Origin of the sequence: Nocardioides iriomotensis (assembly GCF_004168035.1) — a bacterium.
In the GTDB taxonomy this organism is placed as follows: Bacteria; Actinomycetota; Actinomycetes; order Propionibacteriales; family Nocardioidaceae; genus Nocardioides_B; species Nocardioides_B iriomotensis.
Genome location: NZ_SDPU01000020.1, coordinates 182978 through 206206, shown reverse-complemented (window position 1 = coordinate 206206; position 23229 = coordinate 182978). Strand labels below are relative to the sequence as shown.

General features: G+C 71.4%; 19 protein-coding genes. 5 read left to right on the top strand and 14 right to left on the bottom strand.

Features of this window, described 5'->3' with window-relative positions; all coding sequences use genetic code 11:
• Window positions 1-9 precede the first annotated feature (9 nt).
• Window positions 10-735 carry a TIGR03089 family protein gene (locus tag ETU37_RS07620; RefSeq protein ID WP_165372442.1) on the top strand — a complete coding sequence of 242 codons (726 nt, stop codon included), beginning with the start codon at window positions 10-12 and terminating at the stop codon, window positions 733-735.
• A gap of 12 nt (window positions 736-747) precedes the next feature.
• Here ETU37_RS07620 and ETU37_RS07615 read toward each other — a convergent pair whose 3' ends face one another.
• The 8 genes from ETU37_RS07615 to ETU37_RS07580 form a co-directional block, all read right to left on the bottom strand.
• Window positions 748-3621, bottom strand: coding sequence for an FG-GAP-like repeat-containing protein (locus ETU37_RS07615; RefSeq protein ID WP_129986644.1), 2874 nt, complete (start codon window positions 3619-3621; stop codon window positions 748-750).
• A gap of 611 nt (window positions 3622-4232) precedes the next feature.
• A complete protein-coding gene (locus tag ETU37_RS07610; protein ID WP_129986643.1) occupies window positions 4233-5015 on the bottom strand; it encodes an ABC transporter ATP-binding protein in 783 nt (260 codons plus the stop codon).
• Window positions 5016-5018: 3 nt separating this feature from the next.
• Complete coding sequence (locus tag ETU37_RS07605; RefSeq protein ID WP_240755609.1) at window positions 5019-5927, bottom strand: ABC transporter permease; 909 nt, start codon at window positions 5925-5927, stop codon at window positions 5019-5021.
• Window positions 5927-7945, bottom strand: coding sequence for a glycosyltransferase (locus ETU37_RS07600; RefSeq protein ID WP_240755608.1), 2019 nt, complete (start codon window positions 7943-7945; stop codon window positions 5927-5929). The genes ETU37_RS07605 and ETU37_RS07600 overlap by 1 nt, the downstream gene beginning before the upstream one ends.
• Complete coding sequence (gene glf / locus ETU37_RS07595) at window positions 7942-9120, bottom strand: UDP-galactopyranose mutase (RefSeq protein WP_206053817.1); 1179 nt, start codon at window positions 9118-9120, stop codon at window positions 7942-7944. Before glf ends, ETU37_RS07600 begins: the two co-directional genes overlap by 4 nt.
• A gap of 81 nt (window positions 9121-9201) precedes the next feature.
• The gene (locus tag ETU37_RS23625; RefSeq protein ID WP_129986641.1) at window positions 9202-11028 is read right to left on the bottom strand and encodes a glycosyltransferase family 2 protein; all 1827 of its coding nucleotides are present in this window, start codon (window positions 11026-11028) and stop codon (window positions 9202-9204) included.
• A gap of 74 nt (window positions 11029-11102) precedes the next feature.
• Complete coding sequence (locus ETU37_RS07585; protein WP_129986640.1) at window positions 11103-12617, bottom strand: LCP family protein; 1515 nt, start codon at window positions 12615-12617, stop codon at window positions 11103-11105.
• A gap of 102 nt (window positions 12618-12719) precedes the next feature.
• Complete coding sequence (locus tag ETU37_RS07580) at window positions 12720-13244, bottom strand: acyl-CoA thioesterase (RefSeq protein WP_129986639.1); 525 nt, start codon at window positions 13242-13244, stop codon at window positions 12720-12722.
• A gap of 24 nt (window positions 13245-13268) precedes the next feature.
• Here ETU37_RS07580 and ETU37_RS07575 point away from each other — a divergent pair, with 24 nt between their 5' ends.
• Window positions 13269-14528, top strand: coding sequence for an LCP family protein (locus tag ETU37_RS07575; RefSeq protein WP_129986638.1), 1260 nt, complete (start codon window positions 13269-13271; stop codon window positions 14526-14528).
• A gap of 18 nt (window positions 14529-14546) precedes the next feature.
• Here ETU37_RS07575 and ETU37_RS07570 read toward each other — a convergent pair whose 3' ends face one another.
• The 5 genes from ETU37_RS07570 to ETU37_RS07550 form a co-directional block, all read right to left on the bottom strand.
• Window positions 14547-15308 carry a PKD domain-containing protein gene (locus ETU37_RS07570; protein WP_129986637.1) on the bottom strand — a complete coding sequence of 254 codons (762 nt, stop codon included), beginning with the start codon at window positions 15306-15308 and terminating at the stop codon, window positions 14547-14549.
• Between the two features lie 92 nt (window positions 15309-15400).
• Window positions 15401-16504, bottom strand: coding sequence for a carboxylate-amine ligase (locus tag ETU37_RS07565; protein WP_129986636.1), 1104 nt, complete (start codon window positions 16502-16504; stop codon window positions 15401-15403).
• 55 nt (window positions 16505-16559) lie between these two features.
• Complete coding sequence (locus tag ETU37_RS07560) at window positions 16560-17393, bottom strand: aldo/keto reductase (protein ID WP_129986635.1); 834 nt, start codon at window positions 17391-17393, stop codon at window positions 16560-16562.
• 23 nt (window positions 17394-17416) lie between these two features.
• Window positions 17417-17929, bottom strand: coding sequence for a flavin reductase family protein (locus ETU37_RS07555; protein ID WP_206053788.1), 513 nt, complete (start codon window positions 17927-17929; stop codon window positions 17417-17419).
• Between the two features lie 52 nt (window positions 17930-17981).
• The gene (locus ETU37_RS07550; RefSeq protein ID WP_129986634.1) at window positions 17982-19130 is read right to left on the bottom strand and encodes an LLM class flavin-dependent oxidoreductase; all 1149 of its coding nucleotides are present in this window, start codon (window positions 19128-19130) and stop codon (window positions 17982-17984) included.
• A 163-nt stretch (window positions 19131-19293) separates the two neighbouring features.
• Here ETU37_RS07550 and ETU37_RS07545 point away from each other — a divergent pair, with 163 nt between their 5' ends.
• The 3 genes from ETU37_RS07545 (at window position 19294) to ETU37_RS07535 (ending at window position 22032) form a co-directional block, all read left to right on the top strand.
• Entirely contained in the window at window positions 19294-20214 is a 921-nt protein-coding gene (locus ETU37_RS07545; RefSeq protein ID WP_129986633.1) for a LysR family transcriptional regulator, read from the top strand.
• A gap of 82 nt (window positions 20215-20296) precedes the next feature.
• A complete protein-coding gene (locus ETU37_RS07540; protein WP_129986632.1) occupies window positions 20297-21640 on the top strand; it encodes an MFS transporter in 1344 nt (447 codons plus the stop codon).
• 80 nt (window positions 21641-21720) lie between these two features.
• Entirely contained in the window at window positions 21721-22032 is a 312-nt protein-coding gene (locus ETU37_RS07535; RefSeq protein WP_240755607.1) for a GNAT family N-acetyltransferase, read from the top strand.
• A gap of 15 nt (window positions 22033-22047) precedes the next feature.
• On the opposite strand, the gene ETU37_RS07530 is transcribed toward ETU37_RS07535, so the two are convergent.
• Window positions 22048-23229, bottom strand: coding sequence for an acyl-CoA dehydrogenase family protein (locus ETU37_RS07530; protein WP_129986630.1), 1182 nt, complete (start codon window positions 23227-23229; stop codon window positions 22048-22050).

Here is a 23229-nt window from a genome sequence, read left to right as displayed (position 1 = left end):
GGTGACCCGGTGCCCGCCTCCACCTTCCCGGACGCCCTGGCCGAGCAGCTCCGCGCCGACCCCGGCCGCCCGGTCGTCACGTTCTACGACGACGCCACCGGTGAGCGGATCGAGCTGTCTCTGACCACCTACGCCAACTGGGTGGCCAAGACCGCCGGGCTGCTGCAGGACGAGCTCGGCCTGGAACGCGGCGGTCTCGTGCTGCTCGACCTGCCCACCCACTGGCTCGGGCCGGTGTGGCTCGGCGCGGCGTGGGCGATGGGGTTGACGGTCACGACCGACCACGACCGCCGTACCGACGCGGACGTGGTTGTCTGCGGCCCGGACGGCGTCGCGACGTACGGCGAGGACGCCGGTCGCGCGCCGGTCGTGGCGCTGTCGTTGCGCCCGCTCGGAGCGCCCTTCGCCGAGGCGCTGCCGCCGGGGGTGGTCGACTACTCCGCCGTCGTGCTCGGGCAGCCGGACGCCTTCGCCGCCTACGACCCGCCGCAGCCCGGCGATGCCGCCTGGCAGGAGGCGGGCGGCGCGGCACGCACGCAGGAGGACCTGCTCGCGACCGATCGGTTGCCCGGCCGGCTGCTCACCGACGTCAACCCGTGCGCCGACGCCGGGCTCGACACGCTGCTCGGCCCGTTGCTCGGGGGCGGCGGCACGGTGTGGGTGCGCAACCCGGTCGCCGACGGCTGGGACCGTCGGGCCGAGGCCGAGCGCGCGACCGCGACGCGGCGCGCCTGACCGGTCGGCCGGTCAGCCGGCCAGGTCGTAGCCCTTGAAGCCCGACGCGACGTACTGGCGCTTGTCGAACGTGCCGCCGGAGAGACCGGGCAGCAGCCAGAGCTTGCCGGACTTCGCCGCCCGGACGAGGACGTCCTTGCGCTTGTCGCCGTTGACGTCGCCGAGGGGCAGCAACCAGTCGTACTTGTCGCTGGCGACGACCCGCGCGAGGTTCTTCGGGCCCTTGGCCGGGTAGCTGGAGCCGAAGCCGCTGCTGCCGTTGCCGGGGTAGATCCGGGCCGAGCCGCCGGACGGCTGGCCCGCGAGGTCGGGGTTGCCGTCGCCGGTCACGTCGCCGACGGCGCGCAGCTCGGAGACGGAGCCGAAGCCCTCGCCGGCGAGCACCGGTGCGGCGAACCCGTCGGCGCCGTTGCCGGCACGCAGGTAGAGGTTGCCGTTGGAGGTGCTGCGGGTGAGCACGTCGGCGTTCCCGTCGCGGTTCCAGTCACCGACCGTCAGGACGAGGTTGGTGTCGTCGAACGTCGCGCCGGTCGCCACGACGCCCTCGAGCGGGCGTCCCTGGCGGTTGGCGAACTGGACGAGGAAGCCCTTGGCGTTGATCCCCGCGAGGTCGACACCGGGGCCGTTGAGCTCGCCGACCGGCACCAGCTGGCGCACGTCGGCGAAGCGCGACCAGCCGCCGAGGCGCTGGCCGAAGCCGGCGCGGCCCTTGGCCGGGTAGACGAACGTGCGCTTGGTCTTGGCGTCGCGGGCGAGCAGGTCGGGCTTGCCGTCGTTGTCGAGGTCGCCGAAGCCGGCGACCACGTCGAACCCGTTCCAGCTGCCGTTCATCTTCAGTGCGTTCTTCTTCAGCGTGCCCTTGCCGTCGCCGCGGAGCAGCCACAGCCGGCCGTCGGCGTCGCGGGCGTAGAGGTCGCGGTTGCCGTCGCCGTTGGCGTCACCGGCCGCGATCACCTGCTGGTAGGTCCACGGGTTCGCGAGCACCTTGGTCTTCTTGAAGGACCCGTCGCCCTTGCCGCGGAACAGCAGCAGCTTCTGCTTCTTCGCCTTCTTGCCGACGACGTCGTTCTTGCCGTCCCCGTCGAGGTCGCCGACCCCGACGAGCTGGACCATGCCCTTGAAGCGCTTGCTGGTCGCGCCCGGGGTCACCTTGCCCGCGCCGTCGCCCTTGTAGAACCGCGTCCAGCCGGTCTTCTTGTTGCGGGCGAGCACGTCGGCGAGACCGTCGCCGTCGAGGTCCTGCGTGCCGATCAGCTTGTCCACGTCGCCGAAGCCGGTCGCCGCGCGGTTGCCGCCCTTGAAGCCGACCTGGCCGCCGGTGCGCACGACGAACGCCTGCTGCGAGGCCGCGTCACGGACCACGAAGTCGGGCCAGGAGCTGCCGGAGATGTCGGTGTCCAGCGGGGTCGGCTTGACCGCCGGCGGCGGGGGCTGCGGGGTGCTCCCCGCGGTCTGGTACGTCCCCGCGAGGGTGCGGATCTCGGGCAGCTTGGCGTAGAGGTACTTGCCGGGGCAGGCCGTCGAGCCGGCGTCGCGGTGGCCGTTGATCGCCTGGAAGGCCTTGCCGTTGACGACCTGGTGGGTCGAGGTGGCGTTGACGCCGGAGATCGCGAGCTTCCAGGCGAAGAGCCGGCCGTAGGCGTCGATCATCGCGGACGTCGGCTGCGCCGTCTCGAAGTTGCCGATCGCCGACATCGCGAACGACGACTCGTTGTAGTTCAGCGTGTGCGCGCCCACGACGGGCTTGTCCACCCCGCCGTACCGGCCCTCCCAGATGCGTCCGAACCGGTCGACGAGGAAGTTGTAGCCGATGTCGCTCCAGCCCCGCGACTGCGTGTGGTACGCGTAGATGCCGCGGATGATCGCGGGCACCTGCTCGGCGGAGTAGTCGTTGGCGTTGACGGTGTGATGCACGAAGCCGGCGGTGATCTTGCCGTAGCGCAGCGAGCTCTTGTCGCGCATCCGCTCGTCGGCGCCCCACTGCGCGCGGGAGAAGATCTCCGGCTGCGGAGCGGTCAGCGCGGCGGTGGGAGCGATCGCCGGGTCGGTCGGAGCCGGCGTGGGCGCCGGGGTCGGAGCCGGCGTGGGCGTCGATGTCGCGGCCGGGTCGGTGGGCGTGGCCGGCAGGGTGCCGGTGGACGCGCTGCTCAGCGTCGCCGCGCTCTCGAGGCGGGCGGTGTCGATCGCCGGCTTCGCGCGCTCGACGGCCGTGGTCTCCCCCGGGTCGATGATCGCGAGCCGCATGTCGGAGGGCAGGTCGACGCCGTCGGTGGTGGCGCGGACCTGCACGTCGTCCACGTCGCCGACGACGACCGCGTCGGTGCCGGCGCGGAAGGTCTCGGGGCTGGCCGGGTCGGGGCCGTGGTTGTCGTCGTAGTGCATCTCCTGCCAGCGCGACCAGGCGCCGTCCTGGAGGGTGCGCACCTCGATCTCGATCGCGTCGTGGTCGATCTCGTCGTGACCGTCCCACGTCACGCCGATCGAGCCGAAGCCGGTGACCTGCTCGACGCCGCTGGTGGCGCTGGCATCACTGGTGGGCTGGGCGGCGACGGTCTGCGACGCCGTGGCCGTCCAGCGGTTCAGGCCGTCCTCGATCCCCTGCTTGCGGGCCGAGCCGGCCTGGGCCTTCGTCTCGGTGAGCTTCACCTCGCGGACGTCCGGCTCCACCGGCTCCGAGGCCACCAGCGCGGCCGGGGCCGGGACGGCCGACGTACCCGGGACAGCGGGACCGGCGACCCCCGGGGCGCTCCCCGCGGCCCCCGGCAGGGTCGGCTCCACGATGTCGAGGGTGACGATGCCCGCGGACGACGCCGCCACGGCGCCCACCACGGCGCATGCCAGGACGTGCTGGCACACCAGCACGAAGCGGCGTCGGTTCAGACTCATCAGGGGCTCTCCGGCGGGGCTTGATTCACACGAGTCTCAACTTTCACACCCGTTACTTGAGCCTCGCAATAGGTTCCGTTGAACTACAAACTTGTAATTCGTCGGGACATGTCGGGAACGTCGTTTCCCTTGTCCTGCAAGGAAAATCGGCCCGCCGAGCCGCGACCTGAACCATGCCGCGCACCGTTTGTGATTCGTCGGCGCCACGCCGCGCGACGGCCCCGTCGCGGCCGGGGCGCTGTGGGGTCAGTCGTGCCTCGACGCACCCGCACCCACCCACCTTCCGGCGTGCCAGAAACGGGTCACGAACGACAGGCGGCACGGCCAGTCACGTGTCGTTCGTGACCCAATCCCGGCGGGCTCGACCGCCCCGTATGCCGAGGGGTCACTCGTGCAACGACACGCCGCCCACGAGCAGGAGGACCTGACGCCTCGCGCCCCTCCCCCGACGACGCGCCCAGCGACCGCACTCGGCCGGCGTCGCAGGGGCCTCGGCCCGACCGTGGCGGGTCTGGCGGGAGGGCCGAGCGAAGCGAGGCCCGGATGGTAGGTCGGGCCGAGGGACCGGAGACGGCGTCAGCCGAGCGAGAGGAGCAGGGCGCAGACGCGCGCTACACGTCGGAGCCGAGCTCCTCGTCCTGCTCCTCCTCGGAGCTGACGTCGTCCTCGGTGTCGTCGTAGTGCAGGAACTTGATGCCCTCGTCGGCCGGGCCGTCGAAGGCCTTGCGGCCCTTCTCGAGCACGATGACGCGGTCGCACATCTTCCGGACCGAGCCGGCGGCGTGGGAGACGTAGAAGAGCGTGCGGCCGCTCGCCTTGATCTCCTTCATCTTCTCCATGCACTTCTTCTTGAAGGGCTTGTCACCGACGGCCAGCACCTCGTCGACGAGGAAGATGTCGGAGTCGGTGTGCACGGCGACCGCGAAGCCGAGCCGCGCGAACATGCCGGAGGAGTAGTGGCCGACGGGGGTGTCGAGGAACCTGCCGATGTCGGCGAACTCCACGATGTCGTCGAAGCGGGCCTTGGTCTCCTTCTCGGTCATCCCGAGGATCGCCGCGTTCAGGTAGACATTGTCGCGGCCGGTGAGCTGCGGGTGGAAGCCGGCACCGGTCGCGATCAGGCCCGCGATGCGGCCCCGGGTGAGCACCTGGCCGGCGTCGGGCGCCATCACCCCGTTGATGACCTTGAGCAGGGTCGACTTGCCGGACCCGTTGAGACCCATCAGCCCGATGGACTCGCCCTGGTCGACGGTGAAGGAGACGTCGTCGACGGCGAGGAAGCTGTCGCTGATCTCCTGGCCGCGCAGCCGCGCGATCGACATCTGCTTGATGGTGCGGTGGTAGCGCATCGTGAAGCGCTTCGACACGTGGTCGACGACGATGGACTTGGTCATGCTCTAGAGACGCTCCGGGAACTTCCGCTCCAGCCGGGTGAAGACCAGCTGGGCGATCAAGAGGAACACCAGGCAGCACGCGAGCTGGATCAGCCCGCGCGTGAACAGGTTGTCGGGCATTTGGGTGAGGGCGGTCTGCTCGGGATCGCTGGTGACGCCCACCCAGAAGCAGCGCTGGATGAGCAGCACCGCCTCGGCGAGCGGGTTGGCGAGGTACAGGTTGACGTGGTCGGCGCCGAACCGCGACGCGACCAGCGTGTAGGGGTAGATCATCGGCACCGCCAGGTGCACGAAGTTCGTCAGCGTCTGCACGATGTTGGAGAAGTCGCGGGCGAACACGTTGGCGGCGCTGAACAGCAGCGCCAGCGACGTGCCGAGCACGGCGACGATCGCGAACCCGAGCAGCCCGGCGAACATCCCCGCCATGTCGGGCGCCCAGCCGACGATCATGCAGACGGTGATGAGGATCACCAGCTGCGGGATGATGTGGTACGCCGACACGAGCATCGAGGCGACCGGGAACATCTCCCGCGGCATCGCCATCTTCTTCACGATCGACGAGTTCCGCATGATCGACCGCGTGCCGGCGGTGAACGTCTCGGTGAAGTAGTGGACGAACACCATGCCGGCGAACATGTGGATGCCGAAGTACTCCACGCCACGGTCGAGGCCGATGACCATGCCGATGACGAAGTAGTACATGACGAACCGCGTGAGCGGCTGGACGTACGACCACAGCAGGCCCAGCACCGAGCCCTGGTAGCGCGCGCTGATCTCGCGGCGCACCAGCAGCTTGAGGATGTAGCGGTGGCGGAAGACGTCCACCAGGCCGCCCTGCGGCGCGGGCGCGCGCATCCCCGCGAGGTCGTCCTCGGGCACCTCGGCGTGTTCGCGGTCGACGGTGGTCGTCATCACCCGTCCTGTCGCTCGGCGGCGTTGGCCTCGAACGTCTTCGCCCAGGCCTCGGGCGAGGTGATGTCGGCGAGCGAGTCGCGGTAGCGCTGGGCGAGCTGCGGCCACTCGCGGTGCAGCCGCTGGTGGATCTCGATCGTCCGCGCGAGCAGGCTCTTGAACTCGTCCTGGTCGCGCTTGTACCAGGCCGAGCTGGTGCCGTCGGGCATCGAGACGACGACCGAGTCGAACTGCGCGATCATCCACCACTTGGCGTCCATCGCGGCGAGCCGTGCCTCGGGGTGCCGCTGGGCCAGCTCGCGGACCGGCCGCGCCTGGCGTACGGCGGACGTGGCCGCCGAGACCAGCTGGCCGAACCGGTTCTTCGGCAGGGTCGGGTCCTGACCGCGCTTCGGCGGCTTCTTGCGCTCGACCGACGGGAAGTAGTCGGGCTGCGCCTGCGTGCGGGCGTCGTCGTACTGCTGCCGCAGGGCGCGCAGCTCGGGCAGCTTGGTCAGCAGCTCACCGTGCAGCCGCTCCGGGCCGGCGAGCACGTCCTCGAGCGCGAGGTGCCGCAGCTCCGCGGTGGAGTACTGCATCGAGAACAGGTGCTTGATCTGGTGGTTGAAGCTCTCGCGCACCACCCGGCCGCCGTGCTCGTAGGGCGAGTGCAGCAGCGCCGCGATGGTGCGGTTGCGCTGGTGGAAGTACGACTGCCAGTCGAGGGCGTCGTTCTTGTCGGTCCACGGCACGTGCCAGACGGCGGCGCCGGGCAGCGTGACGGTCGGGTAGCCGTGGCTGCGGGCGCGCACGCCGAACTCCGAGTCGTCCCACTTGATGAAGACCGGGAGGCTGAGGCCGACCTCGCGCAGCACCTGCGTCGGGATCAGGCACATGAACCAGCCGTTGAAGTCGACGTCGATGCGCCGGTGCAGCCAGCGCGACGAGCGCAGGTTGCGCTCGGCGAAGTCCCAGTCGGTCTCGACGGTCGGCGGCGAGTGCCACCAGAAGCGGTACGGGTTGATGATCTCGCCGAAGCTGTGCAGCCGCGACTTCGCGTAGAGGCTGAACATGTGCCCGCCGACGATCGTCGGCTTGCGGCACAGGTCGCCGAACGTGACGGCGCGGACGATGCTCTCCGGCTCGCAGACGACGTCGTCGTCCATGCACATCATGTACGTCGAACGCCCGGCCTCGAGGGTCTCGAACTGCGCCCGGGCGTAGCCGCCGGAGCCGCCCATGTTGCCCTGCTCGATGATCCGCAGCTTGTCGCCGAGCGCCTCCTGCGCAGCGGCGAAGCCCGGGTCGTCCACGACCTTCTGGGTGCCCTGCTCGGCGACGATCACCTCGTCGAGCACCGAGTGCACGTCCGCGTCGCCGCCGATCTGCGCGAGCAGCTTGGCGCAGAAGTCGGGGCGGTTCATCGTGGTGATGCCGATGCTCAGCGTGCCGGGCTCGGCCCGGTCGGCCGGCACCTCGGCCACCCACGAGGCCTCCTCGAGGGTGGCGCCGTCGGGGCCGGCGACGATGTCGAACCAGTACCAGCCGCCGTCGCCGAACGGCGAGAGCGACAGGTCGAAGCTGAAGTCGCCGGAGGCGCCCTCGACGATGGCCGAGTCGACCCGCTGCGCGCGGCCGTTGGGCATCGACCGGTAGACGAGGACCGACGCGTCGGCACCGGTGACGCGCACGTTGAGGGTGACGGAGGTGACGACCGTCCACATCCGCCAGTACGACGCCGCGAAGCCGTTGAAGTAGGTGCCGAAGGACACGCGCTGGTTCTCGGTGACCTGGTAGCGGTAGCGGCCGAGCACGGCGTGCGGGTCGGGCTCGACCTGCGCGTTGGGCTCGGTCGGCGGCAGCTTGCCGCGCTGGGTCATCGTCAGCGGCGACTTGTCGACGTCGAGCTGCGGCCGGTCGGGGTCGACGTACAGCGGCAGCACGTCCATGTCGCGGTCGACGGGCAGCACGACCCGCTGCAGCACACGGCGGACCGTGCGCTTCGTCTCGGTCTGGGGGTCGGTCTGGGTGGCGGTCACTCGTCCACGCCTCCGCTCTCGAGGGTCGCGCCGGACTCGAAGTGCGGCTTGAGCTTGTTGTCGTACATGGAGAGGGCCGAGCCGATCGCCATGTGCATGTCGAGGTACTTGTAGGTGCCGAGGCGGCCGCCGAAGAGCACCATCGGCTCCTTCTTGGCGAGCTCGCGGTACTTGAGCAGCTTCTCGCGGTCCTCGGCGGTGTTGATCGGGTAGTACGGCTCGTCGCCCTCCTCGGCGAAGCGGCTGTACTCGTGCACGATCACGGTCTTCCCCGGAAGGTGCGTCTTCACCCGCTCGGGGTGGAAGTGCTTGAACTCGATGATCCGGGTGAACGGCACTTCCTGGTCGTTGTAGTTGACCACCCCGGTGCCCTGGAAGTCGTCGACCTCCTCGACGGACTCCTCGAGGTCGACGGTGCGCCACGACAGCCGACCCTCCGAGTTGCCGAAGTACTCGTCGATCGGGCCGGTGTAGACGACCGGCACCTGGCCCAGGAGCTCGTCCTTGACGTCGAAGAAGTCGGTGTCGAGCCGGACCTCGATGTTCGGGTGGTCGGCCATCTTCGTCAGCCACGCCGTGTAGCCGTCGACGGGCAGGCCCTCGTGGGTGTCGTTGAACCAGCGGTTCTCGAACGTGTAGCGGACCGGAAGCCGCGTGATGATGTCGGCGCTCAGCTTGGTGGGGTCGGTCTGCCACTGCTTGGCGGTGTAGCCCTTGATGAACGCCTCGTAGAGCGGGCGGCCGATCAGGCTGATCGCCTTCTCCTCGAGGTTCGTGGCGTCCTCGGTGGCGATCTCGCTCGCCTGCTCCTTGATCAGCTCCCGCGCCTCGTCGGGCGTGTGGGACTTGCCGAAGAACTGGTTGATCAGGCCGAGGTTCATCGGCAGCGAGTAGACCTGGCCCTGGTACTTGCCGAACACCCGGTGCTTGTAGTCGGTGAACGACGTGAAGCGGTTGACGTACTCCCAGACCCGCTCGTTGGAGGTGTGGAACAGGTGGGCACCGTACTTGTGAACCTCGACCCCGGTGGTGGGCTCCTTCTCGGAGTAGGCGTTGCCTCCGAGGTGGGAGCGCCGGTCCAGCACGAGCACCCGGAGCCCGAGCTCGGAGGCGCAACGTTCGGCGATCGTCAGCCCGAAGAATCCGGAGCCGACGACGACCAGGTCATGGTTCAGCACAGAGTTGTCCACGTTTCTTTGTCGGGCCGGCAGCGCTCCGGATGGTCGGCGAACCCCCGGAAGTCTACCGGCCGATGGTCACTGTTCCTTGTTCCCGTGGGCCGCCTCACCCTCCGCGTGATCCCCACCACGGTTGGCGATCAGGGCGCGGTACGCCGTCTTCCGCACGGCCTCCGGCACCAGGCGGTAGCCGCCCCGGACCAGGACGTTCCGCGCGTACTGCCGACGCGTGGTGATGCCCAGGTCGCGGAACCGCCGCTGCAGGGCGAGCTCGGACCTCAGCAGCCCGGTGCCGCCCCGGCGCGCGTAGGCGCCGGCCCCCACGCGGTAGTTCACGAGGGGCTCGGCGAGGTTCGCCGGGCGCGCGCCGCCGTCGACCATACGCGTGAAGAGGAGATAGTCCTCCATCAGCGCCATGTCGGTGTAGCCGCCGGCCGCCTGCACCGCCGACTTGCGGTAGACCACCGTCGGGTGGTTGAACGGGTCGCGGAACCTGATCACGCGGCGGATCTCGTCGGGGTCGGTGGGCGGCGTACGGCGGCCGACGACGTCGCCGACGTGCTCGCCGAACTCGGTGAGTCCCGAGCCGACGATGTCGGCCCCGGCCTCGATCACCGGGAGCTGCTTGACGAACCGGTCGGGCACGCTGACGTCGTCGGCGTCCATGCGCGCGACGATCTCGTGCCGGCAGGCCTGGAGGCCGCGGTCGAGCGCGGGTCCGAGGCCGAGGTTGGCGTCGATCACCACGTGCCGCACCGGGACCGGGCTGGTCTCGGCCAGGTGCGCGATCTCGGCGGCCAGCTCGGGCGGCACCGGGCCGTCCTGCACGAGCACGACCTCCCCGGGACGCCGGAACTGCTGCTGCACGCTGCTGTGGAACGCCTCACGCAGGTAGCCCGGGTCGTCGTTCCAGTAGGTCGAGACCAGCAGCGAGAACGGCTGTCCGGGCGGCAGCACCCGCGGCGCGTCGGCGCGGGTCTCGCGGGACCAGCCCGCCGGTGCGAGCACGGCGTCGTTGGGCCTCGGCGCGGTGAGCAGGCCGGTGCGGAGGCCGCGCAGCAGCCCGCGGCGCAGCACGGCCCGGTCCGACGAGGCCGCGAACGTGCGGGCCCAGCGGCGCAGGGTGGCGGCGCCGTACACGGCCTTCTCGGCGAGTGACAGCGAGCGGCTGCGGGTGAACATCCAGGCCTTGTTGCGGACCTCGTAGAAGAACCGCTCCCCCGGGTCGGCGTCGGTCGAGCCGAACACCTTCGTCTTGTGCTCGACGACGCTGGCGGGGACGGAGAGGCCGACGTTGCCGCGGATCAGGCGCGTGGAGTACTCGAAGTCGTCGTTCCAGAGGAAGTAGTCGGCGACCGGCAGCCCGCGGTCGCGCACGACCTGCGCGTCGCACATGATCGAGACGAACGACGCCGAGCGGATCGGCACGCAGCCGATGGCCGCGGCGGCGTGGCGCTCGGCGCGGGTGGCGCCGGGCTTGGCGCGCGGCGTGTTCATCGGGTGGTCGCGCCCGTCGGTCCAGACCACCCGGCTGGCGAGGACGGCCGGCCGCCGGACCGCTGAGTACGACGTCCACGCGGCGACGAGCTCGGCGGCGGCGGTGCGGGTGGGGATGGTGTCGTCGTCGAGCATCCAGACCAGGTCGGGCTCGTGCGTGAGCGCCTGCTCCAGGCCGACCGCGAAACCACCGGCGCCGCCGGTGTTGCTGCGCAGCGTCACGACGTCCCAGCGCTCGTGTGCCTTGGCCTCGACGGCGAGCCAGTCGGTCGTACCGTCGGTGCTCGCGTTGTCGACCACCACGATCCGCGCCGGGGGGTGCGACTGGGCGTCGAGCGCGGCCAGCGACTCCTCGAGGAGGTCCCGCCGGTTCCACGTCACGACGACAGCGACGACCCGGGTGTCCACCCGGCGACCCTACCGATGTCGGTAGTCCGGGAGTGACCGGTGGGTCACGGTCGGGCTACCGATATCGGTAGGGGTCAGCACGCCGAGGACAGGTCGTTCGACTTGTTGGCGGCGTAGCCCTCGGAGTAGCTGCCGATCGAGCCGCCGACGGTGGACGAGCCGGCCCGGGAGAAGCCCTTCTGCTTCTTGGCGGCCGCCGCCTTCGTGGTGGTGGCCTTGCCCTCGGCCTTGTCGATCGCGCGCTGGACCATCGCGTGGATCTTCTCGATGTCCGGGGCGCCGGTGTTGATGGCCGGTGGCACGAACGACACCGAGGAGACCGGCTGGCCGCGGGTCTTCATCGCGAGCTCCGCGAACGTGCCGAGCTCGGAGGCGGGCAGGTCGGTGGTGATCAGCTGCTCGCTGGCCGAGGCGATGTCCTCGAACTTCGTGATGACCGTCTGCGGCGAGAGCTGCTGGAGCATCGCGTTCATCACGCACTTCTGGCGGGCCATCCGCGAGTAGTCGTCGGCGCTCTCGCGCGACCGCGCGAACCACAGGGTCTGGAAGCCGTTGAGCCGCTGGACCCCGGGTTCGATGTAGCCGGTGACCGGGCCGCCCACGCCGCCGATCGGGATGCGGTCACGGACGTTGAGCTCCAGGCCGCCGACGGCCTGGACCAGGCTGCGGAACCCGTCGAGGTTCACCATCGCGTAGTAGTTGATCTTCAGGCCGGTGATGCCCTCGACGCCCTCGATGGTGGCGGCGACGCCGGGGTTGTCCTCGCCGGGGAACAGCGCCTTGTTGTCCTGCGCCCAGGTGCTGAGGCTGTTGAGCTCGCACTCGGGTCCGCAGTCGTAGCCGTCGGGGAACTGCTCGGCCATGACCGAGCCCTCGGGGAACGGGAAGTTCGTCATGTTCCGCGGCAGCCCGAAGAGGATCGCCTTCCCGGTCTCCTGGTCGATGCTGGCCACCGAGATGCTGTCCGGCCGCAGCCCCCAGCGGTCCTGGCCGGAGTCGCCGCCGAGCAGCAGCACGTTGTAGCGGCCGTGGGTCGCCTCGCTGACCGTGCCGCTGCCGAACATCGTGGCGATGAAGCCGCGCTGGACCGCGACGACGTGCGAGGCGAACAGCAGGCCACCGGCGACGGAGAAGCAGAGCACGCCGTTGAGACCGACCATGGCGAGCCGCTGCTTGCGCAACAGCTCGAGCGGCTGCCCGAGCCGCCAGGCGTCGAGGAACAGCACCGCCCAGCCGACGGCGAGGGCGGCGAGCAGGAGGCGGAGGAAGCCGAGGGCGACGGTGTTGCTGGCGAGGAAGTAGACGACCCCGTGCCACTTCCAGCCGACCAGCCCGACGAACACGGTGACCGCAAGCAGCGTCAGCACGACGCGCAGCGCGACCCGGCCGACCCGCTTGTTGCCGGCGACGAGCTGCGCGGACCCGGGCAGGACCAGGGTCATCAGCAGGAGGGCGAGGGCGCGGCGGAAGCGCACGCGCGCGGCCTCCCGGTCGCCGAAGCGCGGGTGCGGGCGGGCGGTCGTGGGGTGGTGGGGGGCGTGGCGGTCGCGGAGCAGCTGGTCCGACCCGGGGGAAGTGACGGGTGGCATGGGCGTGACCCTTCGGTGGTGACGCGGTCGGTGCAGAGGGGGCAAGTATCACCAGTCACACGAGTCACAGCGGTCTCGCCACGCCGGGCACCGCCAGACGGGTCAGTGCACGTGCTGCTCCCGGGTGGCCTCGATCTCGGCACGCCGCGCCAGCCGGTGCGCCCGCCGGATCTCGGCCTCCCGGGCCCGCCGTACCTCGTCGGGGGTCTGTGGCGCGAGCCGCGGGATCTCGCGCGGGTGGCCGTCGTCGTCGATGGCCACGAAGACGAGGTACGCCGACGCGACGTGCAGCGGCTCGCGGCCGGCCTCGTTCCAGGGCTCCGACTCGACCCGCACGCCGATCTCCATCGACGTCCGGCCGGCCCAGTTGACCTGCGCCACCGTGCGCAGGATGTCACCGACGTGGACCGGCTCGAGGAACGCCATCTCGTCCATGGCGGCGGTCACCGCCGGACCCCCGCTGTGCCGCTGCGCGACCGCGCCGGCGGTCGAGTCGACCAGCCGCATGACCACGCCTCCGTGCACGTTGCCGAGGAGGTTGACGTGGCTCCCGTCGGCCAGCAGCGACAGCGAGGTGCGCGCGTGTGACGGAGACAATGCCTCCGGCCCGTCTGAACGGGGGGTCATGGGGGGCACGGTAGCGTCATGGCCATGTCCGAACCCCCGCAGGGCTCGCGTCGCACCCCCGGCAACCAGGGTGGGGACGAGGGCGACTACCACTGGCTGTACGGCGGCGACGCCGGCCAGGGTTCCGGAGGGTCGAGGTCCGGCGCGGGGGCCGGCCAGGACCCGGAGCCCACCCGCATGCTGCCCACGATGGGGCGGCCCGGCGGGCGCCGCGGCCAGCCCTACGAGCAGCCGGCAGCACCCCGGACGCAGTCCGGACGAGGCGGACCGGGCGGTCCGCGCGGGGGCGTGGCCACCGCGAGCCCGCCGCCGAGCCGTCCGCCGCGCGCCCCGCGCCGCCGGTTCCGCCTCGGCTGGCTGAAGATCGCCCTGCTGCTGTGGCTGGTCTTCCTGGTCGCCGTTCCCCTGTGGGCGTGGTCGAAGGTGGACAAGGTGGGCACCGACCCGGGCGGCGACCGCCCGGCGGCCCAGGAGGGCACGACGTACCTGCTCGTCGGCAGCGACAGCCGGGAGGGGCTCTCCCGCAAGGAGCAGCTGCAGTACGGCACCGGCAAGGGCTCGGGGCGCCGCACCGACACGATCATGCTGCTGCACACCGGACAGGGCCCGAACCTGCTGATGTCGATCCCGCGCGACAGCATCGTCGAGGTGCCGGGCTACGGCGACACCAAGATCAACGCCGCGTTCGCGTACGGCGGCCCGAAGCTGCTCGTCGAGACCATCGAGCTCGCCACCGGCATCCGCATCGACGACTACGTCGAGATCGGCTTCGGCGGCTTCGTCAACGTGGTCGACGCGGTCGGCGGCATCGAGATCTGCCCCAAGCAGGCGATGAAGGACCCGCAGGCCAACCTCGACGTCGAGAAGGGCTGCCAGGAGGCCGACGGCACCACCGCACTCGGCTACGCCCGATCACGGCACACCTCGTCGCTCGGCGACATCGACCGCGCGCGGCACCAGCGCGAGGTGGTCAGCGCCGTCGGCCACGAGGCCGCCTCCCCCTGGTCGGTGATCAACCCGGTCCGCTACCTGCGGCTGGCCTCCGCCGGCTCCGACTCGCTGCGCGTCGGCAAGGACACGTCGATGATCTCCACGATGAAGTTCGCGTGGGCGATGACCAGGGTCGACGGCAAGACCGGCCTGACCTGCGGCGTGCCGATCGCCGACCTCGCGGTGCACTGGGACCAGGAGCGCGCCGACCGGCTCTTCGAGCTGATCCGCGAGGACCGCACCGCGGACGTGTCCAAGCAGCTGTGCCGGGCGTCGGGGCTGGCGAACCAGTAGCCCGACGCCGGCCGCGGCTCAGTCGACCAGCGTGCGCCGGACGGCGACCGCCTTGGAGCGGTTGCCCGCGGCGTCGCGCGCGAACGTGCGCACGACGAGCCCGCCGGCGCGGACGCCCTCGAGGGCGACCTTCCAGGCGCCGTTGGTGGTGGTCGGCACGCGGACCGCGACCGCGGCGGCCTTCGCGCGCGCCTCGGAGTCGGTGCGGACCCAGCCACGCTCCTCGCCCTGGTAGGCGTACCAGCCGCGGGTGCGCTGCTGCCACGACTTGACCCGGACGAAGTCCATGCCGGCCAGACCGACGTCGCGGGCGTAGCCGCGCACCGCCCGCCAGGCGGTACGTCGGTCGGAGGCCGGGCGGTTGACCGTGAGCTTCGGGGCGAAGGAGTCGGAGACGACGACGGTGCCGAGGTCCTCGACGCTGCTGTTGCCGGCCCGGTCGGTGACGCGGACCCGGAGGTCGTAGCGGCCGACCGAGGTGTAGGCGAACGAGATCGACGTGCCCTTGCGCCAGGGCTCGTATCCGACGCCGGTGCCCCAGCTGACCTCGCGGACGATGTCGGCGGTCGGCGTGCGGTCGTCCTTGAGCGAGTTCTGCACGACCTCGACGGTCAGCGGCCCGGGGTCGTCGGAGCTGGACGCCGACAGCACGACGAAGGAGCCGACGGGCGGCTCGGTGTCGCCCGCGGCGGCCGTCGCCCCGCCGGGGACGAGGACGCCGAGCAGGACCGTCGCCGAGGATGCGGCGGTCAGGGCGCGGGCACGCTGGGACACGGTCATGACGGACCCCCCTCTCGGCGAGCAGCGTAGTGGCCGCGGCCCGCCGCACGGCCGATCCCGCGCGCGTCGGAGTGTCCCGTGCGTCACTCCCGTCACACGGCGTCGCGCCGCCACCCGGCCTCGGTGTGGTCGGCGAGGTCGGCGACGACCCGCGTGAGGTCGCCGGTCGCCTCGTGCACGGCCCGCTGCCGGACCGCGCCGTTGCCGCGGGCGACGAGCTGCTCGAACAGGTCCGCCACCAGCACCTCGTCACCCGTGTCGGCGAGCGCCGGGCGCACGTGCGCGAGCAGCGCCGAGACGACCGGGCGCGTCGGGGTCAGCTCGCGGGTCGCGGGGTGCACCAGCGGGCCGGCGAGACCGTGGCGGGCCGCGCGCCACGACATCGCCCTGAGCTCGTCGACCCGCCAGGGGTCCACCGGCTCGCCGGCGTGCCAGGCGCGGGCGGCGGTCTCGACCAGGCCGCGGCACAGCAGGCCGAGCAGGACCGCGTCCTCGGCCTCCAGGCAGACGTCGGCGACGCGGATCTCGACGGTCGGGTACCGCTCGGCCGGCCGCACGTCGAGGTAGAGCATGCCGGGGTCGAGCGCGGCGCCCCAGGACTGCAGCCGCTCGATCGAGGCGCGGTAGCCGGCCGGGTCGCCGAACGGGTCCGACGGTCCCCCGGTCGGCCAGCGGGTCCAGATCTGCGACCGCCACGAGGCGTGGGCGGTGTCCCGGCCGCGCCAGTACGGCGAGTTGGCGCTCAGCGCCAGGAGGACCGGCAGCCACGGGCGCAGCCGGTCCGTGACGGCGACCGCCTCCTCGGCGTCGTCGACCTCCACGTGGACGTGCATGGCGCAGGCGAGGGCCTGGTCGGCGAGCTCGCCGTACTCAGCACGGATGCGCCGGTAGCGGTCGTCCGGCGTGACGTCGGCACCGTCGTCGGCGAGCACCGGCAGCCCGAGGGCCACCGCGCGGACACCGGCGGCGGCCGCCGCCTCCCCCACCTCGCGGCGCCCGGCGCGGACGATGCGCGCCAGGTCGTCCGCCGTCCGCGCGGGCTCGGTCGACGTCTCGATCTGCTGGAGGAACAGCTCCTTCTCCACGCCGTCGCGTTCGTCGGCCCGCAGCGCGTGGTGGGCGACGGCCGCGAGCGCGAGGGTGTCGGGGTCGACGAGCATCAGCTCCTCCTCGACCCCGATCTGGCGCAGCGTCATGCGGGACTCCTGCCCGGGAGGCGCCGGGACCATGCCTCCGGGGCGCCGTCGGGCGCTACATCTCCTCGTGGGTGTCCGGGTCGCCGCCGAAGAGCCGGCCGTCGGGGCGTCCGAGGGCGGTGATCGCGGCGACCTCGTCGTCGGTGAGCTCGAAGCCGTCGAGGTCGAGGTTCTGCCGCTGCCGCTCGGGGGTGGCCGACTTGGGGATCGGCAGCGAGCCGAGCTGGACGTGCCAGCGGAGGATCACCTGGCCGGGCGTGACGCCGTGCCGCTCGGCGGCCCCGGCGACGGCGGGCTCGCCGAACGGCGCCTGCCGCTTGCCCATCGGGCTCCACGCCTCGGTGCGCACGCCGAGCCGCTCGTGGACCGCGCGCGCCTCGACCTGCGGGAAGTACGGGTGCAGCTCGACCTGGTTCACCGCGGGCGTCACGCCGGTCGCCTCGATGATGCGAGCGAGGTGCTCCTCGGTGAAATTCGAGACGCCGACGGACCGCACCAGGCCCGCCTTCTGCAGGTCGACGAGCGCCTGCCAGGCCTCGACGTACCTGCCGACGCGCGGGTTGGGCCAGTGGATGAGGTGCAGGTCGAGGTGGTCGAGCCCGAGCCGGTGCAGCGAGTCCTTGGTCGAGGCGACCGCGTCGTCGTACCCGTGGTGCCGGCCGGGGATCTTACTGGTGACGAGCAGCTCGTCGCGCGGCACGCCGGCTCGGCGGATCGCCTCGCCGACCTCCTCCTCGTTGCCGTAGTTCACGGCCGTGTCGAGGAGCCGGTAGCCCACCTCGATCGCCGAGGCGATGGCGGTGACGCCGTCGGCCCCGGTCAGCGGGTAGGTGCCGAACCCGATCGCCGGGATCGTGCTGCCGTCGTTGAGCGTGTAGGTGCCGGGCATGGGCCCCACGCTAACGAGGCGGCCTAGCCGGCCAGCCGGCCGAAGCCCGAACGGTGGAACACGAGCGGCAGCGACGTGTCGGCGTGCTCGACCGCGTGCAGCTGGAGCAGCACGATCGTGTGGTCGCCGGCGACGACCTCGTCGTGGATGGAGCAGTCGTAGCGGACCAGGCCGTCGTCGAGGGTGACCGCGCCGTCCTCGGAGGTGCTGACGGCGAGGCCGTCGAAGCGGGTCTCGACCGGCCCGGCGAGCTGGCGGCACACGTCGTGGTGGTGGTCGGCGAGGACGGTCAGGCCGAGCCGTGCGGAGGTGCGCAGGGCGGGCCACGTCTTCGACGTGTTGGCGATCGAGAACGACACCAGGGCCGGGTCGAGGCTCACCGAGGTGAACGAGCTGGCGGCCAGGCCGACGAGCTCGCCGTCGACCTGGGCCGCGACGGCGACGACGCCGGTCGGGAAGACGCCGAACGCCTCGCGCAGGCGCTGCGGGTCGAGGTCCTGGTTGGTGGTCAGCGGGGTGATCGCGCTCGTGCTCATGGGGGACTCCTGTCAGGGGCGTGTCAGGACGGTCGTGGAGGAAGCGGGGCGGTCAGGACGCGGCGGCGCGGCCTCCGAAGGGCACGGACACCGTGCCGGTGGGCGGGGCGGGGTGCTGCCAGAGGCCGCGCTCGGTCAGCACCGGCAGGACACCCTCGCCGAACCAGTACGCCTCCTCGAGGTGCGGGTAGCCCGAGAGGATGAACTCGTCGATGCCGAGGTCGTGGTACTCCGCGATCCGCTCGGCGACCTCCTCGTGGCTGCCGACGAGCGCCGTACCGGCGCCGCCACGGACGAGCCCGACGCCGGCCCACACGTTGGGATAGATCTCGAGGTCGTCGCGGCTGCCGCGGTTGAGCTCGAGCATCCGGCGCTGGCCCTCGGACTCGCTGCGCTTCAGGCCGTCCTGGACCCGCTTGATCGTCTCGTCGTCGATGCCGTCGAGCAGACGGCGCGCCTCGGCCCACGCGGCCTCGGAGGTGTCGCGGGCGATGGTGTGCATCCGGATGCCGAAGCGGAGCTCGCGGCCCTCCTTGGCGGCGAGCTCGCGGATCCAGGCGATCTTCTTGGCGACGGCCTCCGGGGGCTCGCCCCAGGTGAGGTAGACGTCGGCGTGCTTCGCGGCGATCTCGCCTGCGATCGGCGAGGACCCGCCGAAGTAGATCTCCGGCTGCGGGTCGGGCAGCTGCTGGAGCTGGGCGCGCTCGACGCGGACGTGCTCACCCTCGAAGGTGACCTCCTCGCCGGTCCACAGCCGGCGGACCACCTCGAGGAACTCGCCGCAGCGGACGTAGCGCTGCTCCTTGTCGAGGAAGTCGCCGTACGCGCGCTGCTCGTGGCTCTCACCGCCCGTGACGACGTTGAGCAGGAGCCGGCCGCCGGACATGTTCTGGAACGTCGCGGCCATCTGGGCGGCCAGCGTCGCGGACGTGAGGCCGGGCCGGAACGCGACCAGGAACTTCAGCCGGTCGGAGACCTGCGACAGCATCGCGGTGCTCAGCCAGGCGTCCTCGCACCACGCACCGGTCGGGGTGAGCGCGGCCTCGAAGCCGAGCTGCTCGGCGCTGCGGGCGATCTGGCCGAGGTACGGCACCGAGGCCGGCCGGCCGGACGCGCCGGCGCGCACGCCGTGCCCGCCGCCCACGACCTGACGGCCGTCGCCGCCGTTGGTGGGCAGGAACCAGTGGAACTTCAGGGACATAACTTCCTTCCGGACCGCTTACTCGTCAATGTCCACTAGGTTGCAATACTTTGGTGGTGCGTTCAAGGCAGCACGCACGAACCCGCCGACGGAAGAGCCGACCGCGCGACAGGGAATCCCTGTCACCCGGGTCGGCGTCACCCCACCCCACGACAGGACGACGATGCGCATCGAGCAGCTCGAGCAGCTCGCCGCGGTGACCCAGCACGGGTCGCTGCGCCGGGCCAGCGACCACCTCCACCTCTCCCAGCCCGCCCTGAGCGAGTCGCTGCGCAACCTGGAGCGCGAGCTCGGGATCACGCTTCTCGACCGGCGGCGCACCGGCGCCAGGATCAGCCGCGAGGGCCGCGACCTGCTGCCGGCGATGGTGGAGGTGATCGAGGCCGTCGGGCGGCTGCGCGAGGCGGCGGGCGACCAGACGCTCTCGACCCGCGCCGTGCGCGTCGGCACCGTCAACGCGGGCACCTCGCGCGTGCTGGTGCCGGCTGTGCGCGACGTCAACGCCGCCTTCCCGCACACGACGGTCGAGGTGGTCAGCGCCCAGCAGGTGGAGATCACGCAGGCCATCGACGAAGGCGGGCTCGACGTCGGCCTGGTGAACCTCCTGGGCGGTGACGACGTACCGGCGGAGCTGGCGGGGACCGAGCTCGTGCGCGGCCGGCCGGCGGTGTGCTGCCGCGTGGACCACCCGTTCGCCGCCCTCGAGGAGGTGCCGGTCGAGCAGCTGCGGAAGGAGCCGTTCGTCGCGATGCGGTCGGGGTACCTGATGCACCGGTTCGCGCACCGGCTGTTCGGCGGGGAGCTGCCGCCCGTCGCGTTCTCCACCGACGGCGCCGACATGGGCAAGCTGATGGTCGCGCGGGGGCTCGGCGTCACCGTGCTGCCGGACTACTCGATCGACGGCCACCCGCTCGTCGACAGCGGCGTGCTCACGCACCGGCCGATCCGGCACGACCTCACCGTCGTGCGGCTACACGCGCTCACCCGCCGCGGCGACCACCTGCCGCCCGCGGTGCGCGCCATGCGCGACGCGCTGGTGCGGCACGCGGCGGCCTACGAGCGCGTCCGCGCGACTCCGGCCTGACCCGTCCAGACCAGCGGTTTGCGCCGTGACTTCGCGGCCTATCTATAGTTGTTCGATTGAATTTGTCGATGAAAGGACTCTGATGGCTCTCGGGACCACCACGGACGCGCCGCCGTCCCCGCAGCGCGTCGCGATGGCCTCGGCCGTCGGCGCGACGATCGAGTGGTACGACTTCTTCCTCTACGGCACGGCCGCCGGGCTCGTGTTCGACAAGCTGTTCTTCAACGGCCTCGACGGGCCGGCCGCGCAGTTCGCGGCGTTCGGCACGTTCGCCGTCGGCTTCCTGGCGCGGCCGGTGGGCGGCTTCATCTTCGGCCACTACGGGGACCGGATCGGGCGCAAGAGGATGCTCGTGCTGACCCTGCTGATCATGGGCCTCGGCACCGCGGCGATCGGCCTGCTCCCGTCGTACGACTCCATCGGCGTCTGGGCCGCGATCCTGCTGATCGTGCTGCGCGTGCTGCAGGGCATCGGCATCGGCGGTGAGTACGGCGGCGCCGTGCTGCTGGCCGTCGAGTACGCGCCGGCCGAGAAGCGCGGCTTCTTCGGCTCGTTCGCGCACATCGGTGTGCCGGGCGGCCTGCTGCTCGCGAGCGGCGCCTTCTCGGTCGCGAGCCTGCTGCCCGACGACGCGTTCCTGGCCTGGGGCTGGCGCGCCTGCTTCCTGTTGAGCATCGTGCTCCTCGCGATCGGCGCCTACATCCGGCTGTCGGTGATGGAGACGCCGTCGTTCGCGCTGGTCCAGGAGCGCAAGCAGGTCTCGAAGATGCCGATGCTCGACCTGGTCAAGGCGCAGCCCAAGCCGCTGCTGCTGGGCATGGGCACCCGCTTCGTCGAGGGCTTCACCTTCAACCTGTTCTCCGTCTACCTGCTCGCGTACGTCGTCACCAACGTCGGTCTGCCCAGGAGCACGGCGCTGCACGGCGTGCTCGCCGGCGCCGCGATCGGCGTGCTGCTGGTGCCGATCACCGGCGCGTTGTCGGACCGGATCGGCCGCAAGCCGGTCTACAACGTCGGCGCCTGGCTCGCGCTGCTGTTCGCCTTCCCGGCCGCGATGCTCGTGCATACCGGCGGCACTGCCGCGATCGTCGCGACGTTCGTGTTCGGGCTCGGCATCCTCTACGGCACCGTCTACGGCCCGCTCGCGGCGTTCTGGTCGGAGCTGTTCGACACCCGCTACCGCTACACCGCGCTGTCGACGCTGTACCAGATCAGCGGCGTCGTCGCCTCCGGCCTGACCCCGCTCATCGCGGCCTGGCTGGTCACGAAGGGCGACGGCACGCTCTGGCTCGTGGCGGCGTACAACGCCCTGGTCGCGGCGATCAGCCTCGTCTCGATGCGGTTCCTGCCCGAGACCCGCGGCCGCGACCTCGACGAGGTCAGCCCGCCGGAGGCCGAACGTCGTACGGAGCTCGTGGACGCCTGACAACCCCGATTCGTCCGCGATCCTGCGTCCGTCCCAGGCGGAGTGATCGCGGACGAATCGGGTCGGGCATGCTGGGGGGCGTGGCCGACATCGAGATCGTGAAGGACGCCGACGCGCACCGGTACGTCGCGACGCTGGACGGGGAGCGGGTGGGCTTCGCGCAGTACCAGCTGACCGACGAGCTCGTGGTGTTCACCCACACCGAGGTCGAGGACCGCTGCGAGGGCCTGGGCATCGGCTCGGCTCTCGCGCGGTTCGCCCTCGACGACGTGCGCGCCGACGGCTCACGCCGCGTGCTGCCGCTGTGCCCGTTCATCAAGGGCTGGATCGGGCACCACCCGGACTACCGCGACCTGGTGTACGGCGCGCCGCTGAGCACGGCGAAGGACTGACCTTCCGCTCGCGCTCTACAGGTCGGACTGGATGCCGGCGAGGAGCTGGCGGGCCATTACGATGCGCTGGACCTGGTTGGTGCCCTCGTAGATCTGGGTGATCTTCGCGTCGCGCATCATCCGCTCGACCGGGTAGTCGCGGGTGAACCCGTAGCCGCCGAGCACCTGCACCGCGTCGGTGGTGACCTGCATGGCGGTGTCGGAGGCGAAGCACTTCGCGGCCGCGCCGAAGAACGTCAGGTCCTTGTCGCCACGCTCGGACCGGCCGGCCGCGGCATAGGTGAGCTGACGGGCGGCCTCGACCTTCATCCCCATGTCGGCCAGCAGGAACTGCAGGCCCTGGAAGTCGGCGATCGGCTTGCCGAACTGCTGCCGCTCCTTGGCGTAGGCCAGCGCGTAGTCCAGCGCCCCCTGCGCGATCCCGACCGCCTGGGCGGCGATCGTGACCCGGGTGTGGTCCAGCACCCGCATCGCGGTCGCGAACCCGGTGCCCTCCGCGCCGATCATCCGGTCGGCCGGGACCCGCACCTTGTCCAGGTACACCTCGCGGGTCGGGGAGCCCTTGATGCCCAGCTTCTTCTCCGGCGCACCGAACGAGACACCCTCGTCGGACTTCTCCACCACGAACGCCGAGATGCCGGTGCCCTTGCGGGCCGCCGCGGCGGCCGGGTCGGTCACCGCGAACACCGTGTAGAACTCCGAGACACCCGCGTTGGTGATCCACCGCTTCGTCCCGGAGATCACCCAGTCCTCGCCGTCGCGGACCGCGCGGGTCTTCATCGCCGCCGCGTCCGAACCGGCCTCCGGCTCGGACAGGCAGTAGGAGAACATCCCGTCGTTGGCCGCCAGCCGGGTCAGGTACTTCTTCTTCAGCTCCTCCGAGCCGGCCAGCACCACCGGCATCGAGCCCAGCTTGTTTACCGCCGGGATCAGCGACGACGAGGCGCACGCCCGGGCGACCTCCTCGATCACGATGCACGTCGCCAGCGCGTCCGCGCCCGCCCCGCCGAACTCCTCCGCCACGTGCGGCGCCGCGAAGTCGCTCGCCGCCAGCGCGTCGTACGACGCCTGCGGGAACGCCCCCGCCTCGTCCACGTCGGCCGCGCCCGGCGCGACCTTGGCGTCGCACACGGCCCGGACGGCCTCACGGATCGCCTGGTGCTCCTCGGACAGGGCGAACAGGGGGTACTCGTTCAT

Bases quoted from the DNA above. Each gene is read 5' to 3' on its own strand.
- ETU37_RS07550 (WP_129986634.1), bottom strand. From the start codon at position 19,130: ATGTCCCTGAAGTTCCACTGGTTCCTGCCCACCAACGGCGGCGACGGC.
- ETU37_RS07530 (WP_129986630.1), bottom strand. From the start codon at position 23,229: ATGAACGAGTACCCCCTGTTCGCCCTGTCCGAGGAGCACCAGGCGATC.
- ETU37_RS07615 (WP_129986644.1), bottom strand. From the start codon at position 3,621: ATGAGTCTGAACCGACGCCGCTTCGTGCTGGTGTGCCAGCACGTCCTG.
- ETU37_RS07570 (WP_129986637.1), bottom strand. From the start codon at position 15,308: ATGACCGTGTCCCAGCGTGCCCGCGCCCTGACCGCCGCATCCTCGGCG.
- ETU37_RS07605 (WP_240755609.1), bottom strand. From the start codon at position 5,927: ATGACGACCACCGTCGACCGCGAACACGCCGAGGTGCCCGAGGACGAC.
- ETU37_RS07565 (WP_129986636.1), bottom strand. From the start codon at position 16,504: ATGACGCTGCGCCAGATCGGGGTCGAGGAGGAGCTGATGCTCGTCGAC.
- ETU37_RS07585 (WP_129986640.1), bottom strand. From the start codon at position 12,617: ATGCCACCCGTCACTTCCCCCGGGTCGGACCAGCTGCTCCGCGACCGC.
- ETU37_RS07555 (WP_206053788.1), bottom strand. From the start codon at position 17,929: ATGAGCACGAGCGCGATCACCCCGCTGACCACCAACCAGGACCTCGAC.
- ETU37_RS07560 (WP_129986635.1), bottom strand. From the start codon at position 17,393: ATGCCCGGCACCTACACGCTCAACGACGGCAGCACGATCCCGGCGATC.
- ETU37_RS07575 (WP_129986638.1), top strand. From the start codon at position 13,269: ATGTCCGAACCCCCGCAGGGCTCGCGTCGCACCCCCGGCAACCAGGGT.
- ETU37_RS07610 (WP_129986643.1), bottom strand. From the start codon at position 5,015: ATGACCAAGTCCATCGTCGTCGACCACGTGTCGAAGCGCTTCACGATG.
- ETU37_RS07580 (WP_129986639.1), bottom strand. From the start codon at position 13,244: ATGACCCCCCGTTCAGACGGGCCGGAGGCATTGTCTCCGTCACACGCG.
- ETU37_RS07540 (WP_129986632.1), top strand. From the start codon at position 20,297: ATGGCTCTCGGGACCACCACGGACGCGCCGCCGTCCCCGCAGCGCGTC.
- ETU37_RS07545 (WP_129986633.1), top strand. From the start codon at position 19,294: ATGCGCATCGAGCAGCTCGAGCAGCTCGCCGCGGTGACCCAGCACGGG.